This window comes from Azospirillum terrae (genome assembly GCF_053470425.1).
The window spans coordinates 133,517-149,290 of the sequence record NZ_JBPXMR010000012.1; the positions used below are offsets into that span (position 1 = coordinate 133,517).

The 15,774-nt window shown below is 67.8% G+C and carries 12 protein-coding genes; 10 read left to right on the forward strand and 2 right to left on the reverse strand.

The window, feature by feature from the left end; all coding sequences use genetic code 11:
- Positions 1-3: 3 nt before the first annotated feature.
- Positions 4-1,362 carry a class I SAM-dependent DNA methyltransferase gene (locus ACSVDD_RS24010; protein WP_448191936.1) on the reverse strand — a complete coding sequence of 453 codons (1,359 nt, stop codon included), beginning with the start codon at positions 1,360-1,362 and terminating at the stop codon, positions 4-6.
- 452 nt (positions 1,363-1,814) lie between these two features.
- Here ACSVDD_RS24010 and flgK point away from each other — a divergent pair, with 452 nt between their 5' ends.
- From flgK to ACSVDD_RS24045, 7 genes are all read left to right on the forward strand, one after another.
- Positions 1,815-3,323 carry a flagellar hook-associated protein FlgK gene (gene flgK / locus ACSVDD_RS24015; protein WP_448191937.1) on the forward strand — a complete coding sequence of 503 codons (1,509 nt, stop codon included), beginning with the start codon at positions 1,815-1,817 and terminating at the stop codon, positions 3,321-3,323.
- Between the two features lie 18 nt (positions 3,324-3,341).
- On the forward strand, positions 3,342-4,442 hold the full coding sequence (locus tag ACSVDD_RS24020; protein ID WP_448191938.1) for a flagellin: 1,101 nt from the start codon (positions 3,342-3,344) through the stop codon (positions 4,440-4,442).
- A gap of 133 nt (positions 4,443-4,575) precedes the next feature.
- The gene (locus ACSVDD_RS24025; protein WP_448191939.1) at positions 4,576-5,397 is read left to right on the forward strand and encodes a flagellin; all 822 of its coding nucleotides are present in this window, start codon (positions 4,576-4,578) and stop codon (positions 5,395-5,397) included.
- Between the two features lie 123 nt (positions 5,398-5,520).
- Positions 5,521-5,880: a flagellar biosynthesis regulator FlaF gene (locus ACSVDD_RS24030; RefSeq protein ID WP_448191940.1), complete on the forward strand. Its 360-nt coding sequence runs from the start codon at positions 5,521-5,523 to the stop codon at positions 5,878-5,880.
- Between the two features lie 151 nt (positions 5,881-6,031).
- Positions 6,032-9,412 (forward strand): tetratricopeptide repeat protein, encoded by a 3,381-nt coding sequence (locus ACSVDD_RS24035; protein ID WP_448191941.1) that lies wholly within the window; start codon positions 6,032-6,034, stop codon positions 9,410-9,412.
- 92 nt (positions 9,413-9,504) lie between these two features.
- Complete coding sequence (locus tag ACSVDD_RS24040) at positions 9,505-10,023, forward strand: RT0821/Lpp0805 family surface protein (protein WP_448191942.1); 519 nt, start codon at positions 9,505-9,507, stop codon at positions 10,021-10,023.
- A 194-nt stretch (positions 10,024-10,217) separates the two neighbouring features.
- A complete protein-coding gene (locus ACSVDD_RS24045) occupies positions 10,218-11,024 on the forward strand; it encodes a PP2C family protein-serine/threonine phosphatase (protein ID WP_448191943.1) in 807 nt (268 codons plus the stop codon).
- A gap of 284 nt (positions 11,025-11,308) precedes the next feature.
- Here ACSVDD_RS24045 and ACSVDD_RS24050 read toward each other — a convergent pair whose 3' ends face one another.
- Positions 11,309-12,211 carry a DUF4384 domain-containing protein gene (locus ACSVDD_RS24050; protein ID WP_448191944.1) on the reverse strand — a complete coding sequence of 301 codons (903 nt, stop codon included), beginning with the start codon at positions 12,209-12,211 and terminating at the stop codon, positions 11,309-11,311.
- A gap of 240 nt (positions 12,212-12,451) precedes the next feature.
- Here ACSVDD_RS24050 and ACSVDD_RS24055 point away from each other — a divergent pair, with 240 nt between their 5' ends.
- From ACSVDD_RS24055 to ACSVDD_RS24065, 3 genes are read left to right on the forward strand one after another with little or no spacing between them, the layout of a single operon-like run.
- Positions 12,452-14,059 (forward strand): DUF2491 family protein, encoded by a 1,608-nt coding sequence (locus ACSVDD_RS24055; RefSeq protein WP_448191945.1) that lies wholly within the window; start codon positions 12,452-12,454, stop codon positions 14,057-14,059.
- Between the two features lie 21 nt (positions 14,060-14,080).
- Complete coding sequence (locus ACSVDD_RS24060; RefSeq protein WP_448191946.1) at positions 14,081-14,506, forward strand: DUF350 domain-containing protein; 426 nt, start codon at positions 14,081-14,083, stop codon at positions 14,504-14,506.
- 23 nt (positions 14,507-14,529) lie between these two features.
- A complete protein-coding gene (locus ACSVDD_RS24065) occupies positions 14,530-15,303 on the forward strand; it encodes a hypothetical protein (protein WP_448191947.1) in 774 nt (257 codons plus the stop codon).
- Positions 15,304-15,774: the final 471 nt, after the last annotated feature.

A 15,774-nucleotide genomic window follows, 5' to 3' on the forward strand; every position in this document is an offset into this window, starting at 1 on the left:
AGATCAGGCGGCCGACCGCAAGGCGCCGATGACGCCGCGCATGGGTTCGCCGTTTACCAGCTTCAGCTTCTCCGGTGTCATTTGCAGGACCGAGAACCCGGCGGCTGCGGCCAGACGCTCCAACCCGGCCCGGCCGTGGGCGAAGCTGCCGGACTGGGTGAGCCGGTGGTCGGAACCGTCGGCCGTGACCTCCACCGAGAAGACGAAGACGCCGCCCGGCTTCAGGTGGGCCTTCACCTGCTGAAGCAGCGGCGCCAGATCACCGAAATAGGCCAGCGTGTCGCCGGCCGCAACCACGTCGTAGATTTCCGGGTCGGCGGCCAGCGCCGCCGCTGCGTCCGCCACCTCGACCGAATCGTAGATCCGGGTGGCGCGCGCGAAATCCGCCATGGCCGGCGACAGGTCGACGCCCTTCAGCGTGGCGGCCATCTCGCGCAGCATCAGGCCGCACAGCCCGGTGCCGCAGCCGAGGTCGAGGACGCGCAGGTCGTGGCCGGCGGTGTGCGTCTTGACCGCCTGCGCGATGAGCGCCGGGGCGCGGTAGCTCCGCGCGCCGAGCATCAGGTCGTCGTAGCGCGGCGCCAGCAACCCGAAGGTCGTCCGCACGAAGTCGGGGTCCGCCTTGGCCGGCGTGGCGCCGGCCGCGGCGTCGAGGACATGTTTGGCGAAGCCGTCGGCCGGAGCGGCGCGCTGGAGGTCGCGCAGGACGGCGAGCGCCTCGGCGTCGCGCCCGTCCAGCTGGAGCAGGGCGCCCAGCGTGCGCAGCAGCACGGCGTGGTCGGGGAAGCGCTGCCGGGCCTCCTGGCCGATGGCGATGGCCTCTGGCAGGCGGCGCAACTGCACCAGGATGTCCATGCGCATGGACACCAGATCGGCGTTGTCCGGGGCCAGCGAGAGGGCGGCGCGCAGCAATTCGTCCGCGACGTCGAACATTTTCTGCCGGCGCAGCACCGCGGCGAGCTGGGCGTAGCGGCCGATGTCGCCCGGCTCTGCCTTCAGCGCCTCGTAGCTGAACATCGCCGCCTCGTCCAGGCGCCCGACGACGGCCATCTGTTCGGAAAGCAGCGCGTTGGCCTCGGCGTTCTGGGGGGCTGCGGTGACGGCGGAGGCGGCGTCCTTGATGGCGCCGACCTGATCGCCCGCCGCGGCGCGCAGCCGCGAGCGCTCGACCAGGGCGCCGCGATGAAGCTCGGACGTGCCGATCACCGAATCGAGCACGCCGAGGGCCTGCCGGCGTTCCTCGGATCCGCCGGTCTCGATGAGCCGGCGGGCTTCCGCCACCGCACCGTCCAGATCGCCAGCGGCCAGGGCGGCGCTCGCTGCGGCGAGACGGCCCTCGGCCGCGCCCTGATCAGACACCATCTTCGGAACTCCTCGGCTCGGGCCGGCCATCGAGGCCGCCTACCCCATTGGTATTGTTCGGGCGAGTTTGCCACGAAATCCAGGAAAGCAACAAAACTATCGTGCGGCGGATAACCGCCAGGGGCCTGCGTTGTCACACCCCCGCCACAGGTGCATGACTCGATTCTAATATCCGCCGGGGCCTGCGCATGTCTCCATGATTTCGGCCGGCTTTGCGGCCACGGCTCTCGCGGGGAAGATCCCCGCAGGCAATTTCGGCCTCCCTGCACCCCGGCCATTATTTCCCCCGCGGCAATTTCTGCCGGTCAGGCCGGTCGGTGTGGCCCGGCGGCGGCGGCGGGCACCGCGAAAAGACCCAGCAAATCCGGCGTTTCGCCAATTGGCCCACAGCTTGCTTCGAGAAGGGCGGGGCGGAAGCATTTTCGGCCACCCAGTCCGACCGGAGCAGTTCGATGTCACTCGACCTTAGTATTGCCAACGCGCTCAGCGGCCTGCGGGTCGTCCAGCGCAGCATCGATACGGTGTCGCAGAACATTACGAATGCGCAGACACCCGGCTACACGCGCAAGACGCTGTCGCAGACTGCCACCGTCATCGGCGGTACCGGCGCCGGCGTGCAGGCCGGCACGCTCGAACGTGTGGTGGACGCCAGCCTGCAAGCCGACCTGCGCAGGCGCCAGGGCGCGCTGAGCGGGCAGGAGGTCAAGGAAACCTACCTGCAACGCGTCGAGGAGCTGCAAGGCCGCCCGGAGGACGAAAGCTCGCTCTCCTCCACTTTCGGCAAGTTCCAGGACGCGTTCGAGAAGCTGTCCACCATGCCGGAGTCGACCGCCTATCAGCAGGACGTCGTCGCCAGCGCCACCACCCTGACCGAGCAGTTGCACTCGATGTCCAGCCAGATGATGAACCTGCGCAACCAGACGCAGGCGGACATCGGCGCGAGCGTCGACGTGATCAACGGGCACCTGCGCCGCATCGCCGACCTGAACGACCAGATCGTCAAGGATACCCACAGCGGCGTCAGCACCGCCCAACTGGAGGACCAGCGCGACCAGTCGATGCTGGAACTGGCGAAGTACATGGACATTCAGGCGGTGCGCAGCAACGACAACCACATGATCATCACCACCCGCGGTGGTGCTACGCTGGTGGATCAGTCGGCGCAGCAGCTGGAGTTCACGCAGACGCGGCTGAACGCCAGCTCCTACTATAACGCCAGCCCAGCCGGAAACATCCCCGGCGTCATGATCAAGGGCACCCCGCCGCAGGACATCACCAGCCAGCTGGGCAGCGCCAAGTTGGGCTCGCTGGTCGAGTTGCGCGACCAGACCTTTCCCCTGCTGCAAGGGCAACTGGACGAGTTCGCCCAGAAGATGGCGATGCGCTTCGAGTCGGCGGGCATGACGCTGTTCACCGACACCGCCGGCAAGATGCCGCAGGTGCCGGCCGACGTGATCGGCAACTATGTCGGGTTTGCGGACACGATTCAGGTCAACCAGGCGGCCAACACGCTGGATTTCGTCCGCTATGGCGACGCCGGCGCGCCGGCTGCGGGGGCGCCGGCCATCACGAACCAGCGCATCCTCTCGGTCCTCAACTACGCGCTCGGGGACTATGCGGACGCCAGCAACACGCCGCACCCGGTCTTCCGCAACTCGTACCTCGGCCCGAACCAGCAGAACAACCTGACCAGCGACCTGCCGCAGACCGCCAGCCTGAGCACCTTCGTCCAGTCGCTGGTGGCGCGGCAGGGGCAGATGCGCGCCGACGTCACCGACGAGAAGACGCGGACCGAAGAGCTGAAGACCGCGGTCGAGGCGCGCAGCAACGACCTGTCGGGCGTCAACCTTGACACCGAGATGGCGCACTTGACGATCCTGCAGCGCTCCTACAGCGCGTCGGCGCAGATCTTGCGGACGGCGCAATCGATGATGGATAGTTTGTTTGCAGCGGCACGCTGAGTGCGAAGGAGCTGAGCCATGACCAGCATTTCCAGCTACGGCCAGTATCTGCGGATGCAGTCGGAGACACAGCGGCTGCAGCGCCAGCAGTTGACGAACCAGATCCAGGCTTCGAGCGGCAAGAAGGGCACCGCCATAGGCGACCTCGGCGTCGAAGCGAAGCACTCGCTGAACCTGCGCGCCGTCACCGACCAGCTGAAGACCTACAAGGAGAACATCTCCGAGGTCGAGCTCTACGCCAGCGCCATGGATACGGCTATGGGCCGGATGGGCGACATGCTCAACGAGCTGCGCGACGAATACACCAAGATGGGCAACACGCTGTCCGCCGGCAAAACGGGCCTCCCCGACCCCACGTTCCTGAACGAGCTTGGCAAGCGCGGGCTCGAGGAGATGAAGAACCTGCTGAACACGAAGGTGGAAGGCCGCTACGTCTTCGCCTCCAGCGACATCCACAACGCGCCGGTTCCCGACGTCTCCGGGCTCTACAACGCATTCCAGGCCGAAATGACCGCGAACCTGCCGGGTGCTGCGACCGCGGCCCAGCAGACCGACCTGATCACCAACCTGAAAGGGTATGTCGGGCTTCCGAACACGACGCTGGCCTCGCTGGGCGTGGTGACGTCGCCGCCGCAGGCCTATCTGGGCGGGGCGGGCACGTCGGGCCTCTATTCGTCGACGTTGCAGACGACCGGCGGCGCGCCGCTCGTCGCCCGTGTCGATATCGACCGCCAGATCAGCTACGGCCTGCGCGCCGACGCGCCGGTGTTCCAGGACATGATGCGCGCGTTCGCGACGGCGGCCACCATCACGGCCCCGGCCGGCAATCTGGCGGGCTTCCAGGCGGTCCTCGACGACGGCGCCGACGCGACGCGGACGTCGATCACCAACCTGTCCAACGAAACCGGCCGCCTGGGCATCACCCGCAAGCAGATCGCCGACATCAGCACCAAGCACGACGCCGTCAGCACGAACCTGAAGTCTGCGCTGGGCGACGTCGAGGATGTCGACATGGCGGAGGTCGCCACCAAGCTCCAGCAGTCCAACACCGCTCTGGAAGCGACTTACCGCCTGATCGCTTCCATGAAGAGCCTCTCCCTCGTCAATTTCCTTTCATAGGTGACAAAACCCTTGATCTGCTTGGTTGGCAGCCCTCTTCCCGAAAGAGATATCTCTTGACGCAAGGGGTGTAGGCGTCTAGACTTTTGCGCAGGTTCAAAAGGGCCTCTCGCATACCAAAAGGAGAAATTCCATGGCAAACTCAGTCAACACCAACCAAAGCGCTCTGGTTGCTCTGCAGAGCCTGAACAGCACCGTCAGCCAGCTGAACAAGGTTCAGAAGCGCGTCACGACCGGCTTCAAGGTCGCCGACTCGGTGGACGACGGCGCGGCGTTCGCGGTGGCCCAGTCGCTGCGTTCGGATAAGGGCGCTCTCGACGCGGTCAACAGCCAGCTGAACATCGCCAAGGGCGCCACCTCGGTGTTCGCCACCGCGGCGACCAACATCTCGGACGCGCTGGCCCGGTCGCGTGAGACGCTGACCAAGCTGGCCGACCAGAACCTCAACACCGACATGCGCACGAAGTACAACAACGACTTCACCGCGCTGAAGGCCGAGGTGCAGAACTACATCAAGAGCGCCAAGTTCAACAACATGAACTTGCTGAGCGGCCAGAAGACGGCCATCTCGGTGATCGCCAACCAGGACGGCACCCAGTACACCGTCGGTGGTAAGGGTATCGCGCTGTCGGCGGCTATCTCGTCGGCGTTCACTTCAGTCGGCACCGCGACGTCGGCGATCACGCTGCTCACCGGCAACTTCGCCTCGGCGGAGAAGCAGACGGGCAACGTCCTGAACACGCTGGGCGCCGACTCGCGCCGCCTGGATGCGCAGATCAAGTTCAACACCTCCATGCAGGATGCACTGACCACCAGCTTGGGCGCCATCGTCGACGCCGATCTGGCGAAGGAAAGCGCCAACCTGCAGGCCTTGCAGATCAAGCAGCAGTTGGGCGGCCAGACCTTGGGCATCGCCAACCAGGCCCCGCAGATCCTGCAGAGCCTGTTCCGCTAAAAGCCTTAAAAACGGGCCGACCCTTTGGTCGGCCCGTTTTTCTATTTCATCCGGTTAACCATAAATAAACCTTGGCATGCAGGAATTGGGGTCCGAGGGTCATTTCCTAGGACAATGGAGTGGATGATGCGGCTCACCAGGAATCCCTACCAGCAGGTCCAGCGCGCCAGCGAGTCGCAAAGGGACTTTGAGCTGCGTGTCTTCCGGCAGGTGACGTTCGCCTTGCAGAAAGCTCACCAGGAAAACGACACGATCGCGCTGGTGCGGGCCGCGACCAATAATTACTTGCTCTGGCAGACGCTGCTGAATGACGTGGCCGGCGAGGGCAATGGGCTTCCGCGGGATCTCCGCCGCAGCATCGCCATCGTCGCGAAAGCTGTCAGCAAGGAAATCGACGAGAACATCAACGGGAATCTCGACGTCGACTTCCTGGTGAACATCAACAACAACATCATCGATGGCCTGTCGAACAATCCCGCCTGACGGTCGATGGCGCGGTCTCCGGCGGCCGCTCTTCCCCATGACTTCGGTCCTCATCCGTCCAGTCCCCACCCGCACCAGGCGCGCCTCTCCACGATGAGCGGGCCGCGCCGGTCGTGCCGCCCGGATGCAGGCACCGGGGGAGGCTAACCCCATGTCCCAGCTGGTTTCGGCCATCCTCACACAGGCGCAGCGCGTCGCTGCCGTCGATCCGGTCACGGCGTTGGATCTCTGCGACCGTGTGGCCGAGCTTGCCGGGGATCGCGACGACTATTGTCTGGTGCGGGGGCAATGCCACCTTGCTGTGGGCGATGCGGAGAGCGCCCGGTTCTGGATCGCCCGCGCGATGGTGCTGGGCAGTTCCGACCCCGCCGGCCTCCTGTCCCTGGGCGCCTTCCTCTGCCGTGCCGGCGACCGGAGCCGGGCCAGCGCCGTCTACCGCACGGCGCTCGCGTGGCTTCCGGACCTGCCGGCGCTCTACAACGGCTTGGCCAATGCGGAACTGGAGCGCCACGCCGCGCAGGCAGAGCGTGCCGTCGCCCGCGGACTGCTCCTGGACCCCCGGCTTCCCGAGGCGTTGACGAACGCCGGCGTGCTTGCCCATCGCCGCGGCAACCGCGAGGCGGCCATCCGCTTGTTGCGCCAGGCGCTTGCGGAAGACCCGGCGCTGCCCCCGGCCCTGACCAACCTTGGCACGGTGTTGCAAAGCGGGGGGCGGGCGGCGGAGGCGGAGAACGTGCTGCGCCGGACGCTGCGCCTTGCGCCGGACGCCGCCGCCCTCAACACGATGGGGGTCGTCTGCCTGTCGCGTGGCGACACGGACGCCGCCGAGGCTTGGTTCCGGCGCGCCATCGCCGTCTCTCCGACCTTTTCCGAATCGCTGTTCAACCTGGGCTCCCTGCGCCAGGGATTGGGCGACATTTTCGGCGCGCGCATCATCTACGAGCGCGCCGATGCCGACTCTTTCCGGGCCATCGGCCTGTTCAACACTGGAATCGCCTACATCGGCGAGGAGCGCTACGGCGAGGCCGTGTCCGTCCTCAAGGACGCGCAGGCCCTGGCGCCATCCGAGGCGGGGATTCGCAACCAGCTCGGCGTGGCGCTTGCCGGCCTGAAGCGACCCCGCGAGGCTGCGGCCTCGATCCGCGCCGCGTTGAACCTGTCTCCGACCGCGCCGGAGTACTGGTACAACCTCGGGCTCGTCGCCTACAAGCTGGAGGATACCTGGGCCTCGCTGCGGGCGTACGAACGGTCGATTCTCCTTGATTTCCATTCGCCCGAGCTGGCGTTTTCGGGCATCGGCGTGACGAAGCTCCAGGCCGGCGACCCGGCCGGCGGCGAGGCGGTGCTGAAGATCTCGCTCGCCCTGGCTCCGGGCAACCAGCGCACCTATTCGAACATAGGGGTGGCCTTTCTGCAGACCGGGCAGTCCGACGACGGCATCGCAGCCTTCATGCGCGCGCTGCGTTGCGTGAGAACGGACCCCAACGCGCTCATGCTCAGCCTGGGCCAAGCCTACCTGAACCGGCGCGAGATCGAGACCGGACTGACCTATGTTCATCGATCGCTGGTCTTCAAACCGGACTCGCGGGTGGCCCTCTTCTGCATCGGCTACGCCCACTTGGTTCAGGACCGTCTCACCGAAGCGGAAAAATACTTTGCCCGCGCGGTTCAGATGGACCCGGAGTACTGGCTGGCGTGGAACAACTTCGGCGGGGCGCTTTACAAGCAGGGGCGCTTCGACGAGGCGGTCGCGTGCTTCCGGCGCTTGGTGACCGATGTTCCCAACCACGCCTTGGCGCACTTCAATCTCGCCATCGCCTACGAGAGCAGCAAGCGCTTTCAGGATGCTGAACTCTGCTACCGGCTCGCCATCCAGCACGACCCGGGCATGGCTGCGGCCTGCAACAACCTCGGCGTTCTTCTGCAACGGTCCGGCCGCCACCTGGAAGCCCTGGAGGTGCTGGAAAAGGCAGCCGAATCGACACCCGAGTCGCCGGGCGTCCACAGCAACCTCGGGAACCTGCACCAGAAGCTCGGCAACAACGGGGAGGCGCGGCGCTGTTGCCGCCGGACCATCGTGCTGGAGCCCGCCTATCACCTGGGCCACTACAATCTCGGCAGCATGCTGCTCGATGCGGGCGAGGTCCGGGCATGCCAGCCGCATTTCCGCCGGGCCATCGCCATCGACCCGCAACACGTTTCCGGTCGCTACAATTTGGCTTGCGCCATGCAGCAAACCTACACTCCCGACGCGGCGATCGCCTTGTACCGGGAGGTCATCGCCGCCGATGGCAGCCATTACCGCGCCCTGAACAACCTCGCCCTCGCCTTGCAGTGGGCCGGCCACAACGCCGAGTCGCTCGAGCTTTACAAGCGGGCGGAGAGGGTGGCGGCGCGGCAGGGCCTCGACCCGTCCGGCCTAGGTGAGCTGTGCGCGCCCGATGCCGACCGGCTGGATGACGTTCAGGTCCAGATCCAGGCGGCCGAGGACCAGATTGCCGGTGATGCGGAGCCGCTCCAGCAGGGTGGCGTCGGAAGCATGTTCCCGGACGCCGTCTGGAACCGATCGCTTCTGGATCTGACCATGGGGAATCTCGAGGCCGGCTGGGATGGCTACGAGTTCCGCTGGCACAGCGCCACCGCCGCCGGGAAACGCTCGTTCCGCCAGCCCCTGTGGGACGGCAAGCGGGACATCACCGGCAAGCGCCTGCTGATCTGGCGCGAACAGGGCATCGGCGACGAAATCATGTTCGGCTCGTGCGTTCCGGATCTGGCCTCGACCGGCGCCAGGGTGACGCTGGAATGCTCGCCCAAGCTCCGGCCGCTGTTCCAGCGCTCCTTCCCCGGCGCTCAGGTCGTCGGCCCGAGTGACCGCCCCGACCCGGAGCGGGAGGACTTCGACGTCCACCTGCCCATCGGCAGCCTGCCGCGCCTCTACCGCCGCAGCCTCACCGATTTTCCGTCCCGCAAGGGCTTTTTGATCCCCGACCCCGAACGCGTCGCCTACTGGCGCGGCCGTCTGGCGGCGCTCGGCCCCGGCCCCTACGTGGGCATGGCGTGGCGCAGCCGCGTGCAGACGCTCAGCCGCAGCCACCACTACACGCAGATCGAGGATTGGGAGCCGATCCTCCGAACGCCCGGCGTTGTCCTGATCAACATGCAGTACGACGACGCCTCGGCTGAAACCGCGCGGGTGCGGGAGGCCTTCGGCGTTGCGCCGCACACGCTGCCCGGCATCGACATGTGGAACGACCTGGACGATGTGGCGGCGCTGCTCCAGGCGCTCGATCTGCTGCTTTCGGTGAGCGTGGCGGTGATGTCCCTCGCCGGGGGCGTGGGCACACCGACGTGGCTGCTGTCTCTGGAGAATTTCGGGTGGCCGTCCCTGGGCACCGATCATTTCCCCTGGTACCCGAGCATACGGGTCTTCCCCCGCCCGCTGAGCCGACCCTGGCTCAGCGTCCTGCAAGGCCTTGCCGGCGAGTTCCAGGCGGCCTTGCCGGGCCTTCGCCGGAGTCCGGCGGACACATGACGGCGATTTCTTGCCACGCTCACGGTTGTCGGAATAGTCCGCCGTCCCTAATGTTCATCAACAATGTCGCACGACGCTTTCCGGGGATTCAGATGAAGACGCTCTCTCGTTCCACCGCCGCGGCGCTTGGTCTTGCCGTCCTCGTCTCGGGCTGCGCGGCCCCCGGCGCCGGCCCCTATGATTCCGCCTACGGTACCGGCGGCATTCCCGCCAACAAGCAGACCGCCGGCACCGTGCTGGGCGGCGTGGTCGGCGGCCTTGCCGGTTCGCGCTTCGGCGGCGGCGCCGGCAAACTCGTTTCAGTCGGCGTCGGCACGCTGCTGGGTGCGGCGATCGGCAACATGGCGGGCCAGTCGCTGGACCGCGCCGACCAGACCTACGCGCAACGCGCCGAACAGCAGGCCTATGCGGCACCCGTTGGCCAGACGATCCGCTGGAACAACCCGCAGACCGGCAACTCGGGCGCCTATACCCCGACCCGTGACGGCTACAGCCAGTCCGGCGAATACTGCCGCGAGTATCAGACGACCGTGTCGGTCGGCGGCCACCTGCAAGAGATGTATGGCACCACCTGCCGCCAGCCGGACGGCACGTGGCGGATCGTCCAATAGGGTGAATTTCGCAGGCCGGCGCTTCGGCGCCGGCCTGCGCTTTCCAGGGCTACGAGGGATTGAAGGCAGCAGGGCCGCAACTGGCGCCCAGAGGAGACGTGCCCAGAGGAAACGTGATTGCGGATTCCGCCCCGGTCCGTACCATAGCGGGTACGCGCCCCATCAACCGTCCCGTTGCACGGCACCCCTTATCCATGCCCCAGCCTGATTCTCTCGCCATGATCACCGCCGGCTGCACCGACGTCGGCCGCGCGCGGGCGCGCAACGAGGACAGCTTCGGCATCAGCGACGACGCCGGTTTGGCTCTGGTGTGCGACGGCATGGGCGGCCACGCCGGCGGTGATATCGCCAGCCGCACGGCGGCCGAGGCGATCATCGACTTCGTCACCGAATTCCAGGGAACGTCCATCGGCGCGGCCGGTCCCATGGACGGCGATGCCCCGGCGGATCTCGGCGTGCGCAACGCCGCCTCGGTGGTGCGCTCGGCGGTGCAACTCGCCAACCAGCGGCTGCTGGAGCTCAACCGCGAGCGCGGCCTGCCGGACGGGCGCGGCATGGGGACGACGGTGGTCGGGCTGTGCCGCGTCGGGGCAGGCGACACGCTGGTCGCCTTCCATGCCGGCGACAGCCGGCTCTACCGCCTGCGCGACGGCGCGCTGCGCCAGCTCACCCGCGACCACAGCCTTTACCAGCACTGGATCGATCAGGGCAGCCGCGGGCCGGCGCCCCAGCGCAACATCATCATGCGCGCCCTCGGCACCTCGCCCGACCTCGAGGTGGACATCGGTGTGCACCTTGTGCGGCCCGGCGACCTCTTCCTGCTGTGCTCGGACGGCCTGACCACCATGCTGCCCGACGAGAGCATCGCCGCCATCCTGGAGTCGGTGCCGCAGCGCAGCCTGGAGGAAACCTGCGACCGGCTGGTGGCGGTCGCCAACGAGCGCGGCGGGCTCGACAACATCACCGTCGTGCTGGTCAGTTTCTGCGACGCCGACGCCTGAAACTTACAGCGTTTCGCGTGTCGACTGGAACGGTGCGCTTGCTCTTGCCATCCCTCGAGCATAGGACGAAAGTCCTCGTTGACGAGGCATGTCTGCCCGAAGCCGAACGGATGCAACGCTCACTGAAATCGCGTTGCATGGCGTTGCACAGCGTTGCATTCGGCGCCGCCGCTCCAGGCCAAGTCATTGATTTTCAACAAACACACCGGAACGCCACCGACGCCTGGATGCAACACCGGCAGGTATGAATGCAACGGGGCGTTTCAGCCATCGGGGCGGTGGCTCTACGGCGCGCGGGTTGTGATGAACAGCGCGGCGGCGAGCGCGCCTTCGGCGTCCGGCGCGGCCAGCGCGCGCTTCAGCTCCGGCAGGTAAGCGGCGGCTGGTTCCGCCTCGGGCCGCGGCGCTGGAAACAGCGGGGCGCCGCTGGCCACCACGACGATCAGCTCCTGTCCGAAGGGCGGCCCGATGGTCCAGAACCGCGTCCGCCCGTCGCGCTCGCCCAGCCGGCGTACGGCAGCGGCATCCAACTGGACGACAGGCTCCAGCGGGTTGGGCAGCAGATGGACGACGCCGCCGTCCACCGTGAAATAGTCGACCTGGATATGGGACGGAAAGTCCGGCGCCCGCAGGTCGAGGACAAGATCCTGTCCGCCGACGAGTCCCCCGTCGCCCGGCACGGTCCCCACCGTCAGTGGCGTGCCACGGGCCGTGTTGGCGGATCGTAACGGTTCCAGCAGCCGCAGCGGCTCGCACAGCGCCGCGGAGGCGACGGCCACCACCGGCGGCCGCGCCCCACCGCCCGCCAATCCGTCGACGAGTTCCTGCACCCGGCGGTGGCCATCGACGCTGGTCACCGTGCCGGTGACGCTGAGCGCACCGTCCACCTGTTCGATGCGCAGCTCGGCGCACTGCACGCCAGCCAGCGCGTCGCGCAGGCTGTTCAGCGCCGGTTCCGCCGCGACGGGTTCGGCCACCGGCTGTTCGGCCACCGGCTCTGCCGGTGCCGCTGGGGCAGGGGGTGGCAGGGCAGGGGGGGGGTCCTCCGCCGGGTCAGCGGCAGGAGCGGGGGTGGAAACCGGGGCAGGGGCTGTGACCGGTGTGGCGACCGGCACCACCGGCGCACGCTCCCTCAAATCCAGGGAGACGTAGCCGAGCAGGGCCGCTCCGGCCAGCAGAGCAAGCACCGGCACGTCGCCTAGACGAACACCGGGGGATCTTCTGGGTTTCAATGGGCCGGGCAACAAAGCGCCTCACCTTTCCGATCGCCTTATGTACCCCTTTTGGCGGTGGCGACCAAGCGCGTGCTGCGGGCGGCCAGCGCGGGGACTGGCCGGAACACCGTCCCAACGGTTCTGTTTAAGCAGTGCGACGAACCGGCCGGTCGGGAGCGTCGCGCCGACCGGAACAGCGGATCCTGGACCTCCATGCGCCCCTGGCTGACATCGGCCCTGCTGAGCCTGTCGCTGGCCGTGCAACCCGGCGTGCTTGCTTCCGCCCTGGTTGCCGTTGGCGTGGTGGCTGTCGCTGATCCGTCCCCGGCACAGGCGCGCGCGCCGAGCCGTTCCAGCGGCGGTTACAGCCGGCCCAGCGCGCCATCGCGCACCCCGTCCTTCAGCGTGCCCTCGGCGCCGAGCGCCCCGTCGTCGGGCAGCGGCGGCTATCGGCGCCCTTCGTTGTCCCCGTCCCCCAGCATTCGCCCGTCGCCGAGCTTGCCCAGCCCCGCCGACCGCGAACTGTCGCGTCGGCAGAGCGGCGAGGCGCTGGACCGCTATCGTCAACCCCCGGTGACGCAGCCCGTCCCGCCGCCCGGCGCGCGTCGGCACGGCCAAGCCGACGAATGGGCCGGCTACCGGAACGGCGGCGGCTGGGGCAGCGGTCTCGGTTGGGGCGGCGGCTGGGCGCCGGGCCGTGGGTGGACACCACCGGGCTACGCCACCAACACGCCGCCACGCTTTGGGATCTGGGACGGACTGTTCCTATGGTTCCTGCTGGACAACCTGTCGCGCGCCGGCTCGTCCGACTTCTTCCACAACCACCAGAACGACCCCGGCTACGCGCAATGGCGCGCCGAGGCGGAGCGCCGTGCCCAGACCGACTCCGAGTTGCGGGGCAAGCTGGACCAGCTCGACGCCCGGCTCGCCGAGAAGCAGGACCAGCCGCGCGATCCGAACTACCTGCCGCCGGACACGCCCCGTGACGTGGCGGTGGCGCAGGATCGGCCCCAGCCGGGCGATGCGGCGTCCGATCGGGGAGGGGGCATGGGAAACGGCATCCTCATCGCCGTGCTGCTGGCTGGCGGCGGCGTCTTCGTCATGCTGTGGCTGGCGCGGCGCCGCCAGTCACTGCGCCCGGTGGGCGCCGCACCGGCGCCCGGCCCGGTGGGGATGGCCAGCAAGATCCTGCGCAACGCCGTTTCGGGCGAGCGCTACACGCCGTCGCTGTTCCGCGTCGGCATGACGCTGACCGTCGACCCCACGCCCTTCATCCTGGCCGGCACCGCCACCAAGGTCAGCCCGCCGGAGGCCGGCAGCAACGGCCTGATCAGCGTCGAGGCGGTCGGCGTTCTCGACGCGGGCGGCACGACGCTGCGCCGGCTCTACCTGCCCGGTGGGCGGAGCTTCTTCCAACTGCACCTGGGCGCCGACGCCCGGCCGGACGAGTGTCGTTACTTCACCGCCATCGACGATGTCGCGCCAGCCAACTCGGACGAGTGGGCGTTTTGGCTCGATCCGGCCGAGGGCATGATCGGCTGGCCGGAGTTCCAGACCAAGGACGGCAAGCTCTACGCCCGCCAATGGGCTCCCGGCACGGCGCGCGTGGCTCCGCGCGATTTGACGGAGACCCGCACGGACACCGCCGGCGAGCGGACCCGCCACCTGCACGCCATGCTCTACGCCGCCCCGACCGGCGCCGCCGCCCCGGCGCCGGAGACCGAATACATCCTGGTCGCCGCGGTGGAGGATGCCGGACAGGCCTGGGTCGAGGTCCACGCCGGCATCGACGTCAACCCGGCCACCCTGTCGCTCGCCTGACCCGCCCCGAAGGAGAATCCCATGGAGAGCAACACCTCGCTGGTCCTCAACGGCCTGGGCAGCGGCCTGCCGGTGCTCCTGCTGCACTTCACCGCCACGGTGCTGTTGTTCCTGGGCGGCGTCGCCACCTATGTGGCGATCACGCCGCTGCACGAGCGCGAGTTGCTGGCGAGCGGCAACCGTGCGGCAGGCATCGTGCTGGGCGGCACCGTGGTGGCGCTGGCGATCCCGCTGGCGGCGACGCTGGTCACCAGTCTGGCGCTGCTCGACATCGTGATCTGGGGCGTGGTCGCACTGGTGCTGCAGATCGTGACCTTCGGGCTCGCCGTCCTGCTGTTCCGCGACCTGCGCCCGATGATCGAGAGCGGCAATGTCGCCGCGGCCACGACGCTCGCGGCACTCCAGCTCGCCATCGCGCTGCTCAACGCCGGCGCCATGGCCGGCTGACATCACCTTACAGGGAGGATTCCATGCTCGCATTCATGCGCAACCTCGTCGGCGTAAAGACGGACCAGGCCGTCCGCGGCGCCGTCGAAGCCCTCGTCCAATGGGATCCGAAATCGGCCACCGAGGCGGAGCTTCGCACCATGGAGGAGCATTTGGACCACCTCGGCCGGCAGGTTGCCGAGGCGCGTGCCGCCTATGACCGCGAGAAGAAGGAGGCCGACGCCATCGCCCAGCTCTCGCGCCAGCGCCTGACCGCGGCGGAGCACCTCCAGCGCCAGATCGACGGCGAGCCCGACCCGGCCCGCAAGGCGACCCTGGAGAAGAGCCTGGAAACTCTCGTCGGTCTGCTCGAGCAGATGGCGCCGGACGTCGACCGCGAGGCGCAGGACGCCACCGACGCCGAAGACTTCCTCAACATGCTGGAACAGACCTACGCGCAGGCCGGTGAAAAGCTTAAATCGGCGCGCAGCGACTTGAGCCGGGCCGAGCGCGACATGTCCCGCGCCGCGCAGCAGCGCAGCGTCGCCGAGCAACGCGCCGAGGCCGCCCGCCAAGCTGCCGGGCTGAGCAGCGCCACCAGCGGCCTGGGCATGGCGCTGAAGGCCATGCAGGACACCGCGGCGCGCGAGCTGGCCGGCGCCGAGGCCGCAAACGCCAAAGCCCGCCTGCTGAAGCCGACCCGGCCCGAAGAGGATGACCCCAACATCAAGGCGGCGTTGCAAGCCGCCACCGGCGCCCTGCCGGCCCCGACGAACGTCACCAGCCGCCTGGAAGCGATCCGGGCGCGGCAACGCTGAGTCAAAAAAGACTCGACAGGGGAGGTGGCGATCCCATATAAGCCGCCTCCCCCGTTGATGCGGCAGGCAAGCCGATGTGGTGTAGCAAGAATGATTGCTGCACACACAAGATCTTGTTCTGTTGTTCAGCGGTCTCCAGCACAAGGTTGGAGCAACCAACGTCCAGTAACGAGGTCTGGCCTATGTGGCCGATACTCAACATCTGGTAGGTTGCTTCGCATGTTCTGGGGGCCGGCGACAGCTTGGCCATACGGTCGGGCAAGGCCGGCGGAAAAAGCGGTGCCGGTTCAAATTTCTTCTTGACGGTGCGGCGGCGACTGACTAGGTTCTGGCCATCGAGACGGGGCGCACTGCTCCGGCCCGGTTCTCCCAGACAGGAGCGACGATCGAGGGTCCGCCGGTGGCGGGCCGTTTGGTGACGGCGCTTCGTCGCATCCCCTCGGGGGTGCCCGGATCTTTGACAAACGAATA

Coding starts and splice junctions, on each gene's coding strand:
- ACSVDD_RS24010 (WP_448191936.1), bottom strand. CDS start 1,362: ATGGTGTCTGATCAGGGCGCGGCCGAGGGCCGTCTCGCCGCAGCGAGC.
- flgK (WP_448191937.1), top strand. CDS start 1,815: ATGTCACTCGACCTTAGTATTGCCAACGCGCTCAGCGGCCTGCGGGTC.
- ACSVDD_RS24020 (WP_448191938.1), top strand. CDS start 3,342: ATGACCAGCATTTCCAGCTACGGCCAGTATCTGCGGATGCAGTCGGAG.
- ACSVDD_RS24025 (WP_448191939.1), top strand. CDS start 4,576: ATGGCAAACTCAGTCAACACCAACCAAAGCGCTCTGGTTGCTCTGCAG.
- ACSVDD_RS24030 (WP_448191940.1), top strand. CDS start 5,521: ATGATGCGGCTCACCAGGAATCCCTACCAGCAGGTCCAGCGCGCCAGC.
- ACSVDD_RS24035 (WP_448191941.1), top strand. CDS start 6,032: ATGTCCCAGCTGGTTTCGGCCATCCTCACACAGGCGCAGCGCGTCGCT.
- ACSVDD_RS24040 (WP_448191942.1), top strand. CDS start 9,505: ATGAAGACGCTCTCTCGTTCCACCGCCGCGGCGCTTGGTCTTGCCGTC.
- ACSVDD_RS24045 (WP_448191943.1), top strand. CDS start 10,218: ATGCCCCAGCCTGATTCTCTCGCCATGATCACCGCCGGCTGCACCGAC.
- ACSVDD_RS24055 (WP_448191945.1), top strand. CDS start 12,452: ATGCGCCCCTGGCTGACATCGGCCCTGCTGAGCCTGTCGCTGGCCGTG.
- ACSVDD_RS24060 (WP_448191946.1), top strand. CDS start 14,081: ATGGAGAGCAACACCTCGCTGGTCCTCAACGGCCTGGGCAGCGGCCTG.
- ACSVDD_RS24065 (WP_448191947.1), top strand. CDS start 14,530: ATGCTCGCATTCATGCGCAACCTCGTCGGCGTAAAGACGGACCAGGCC.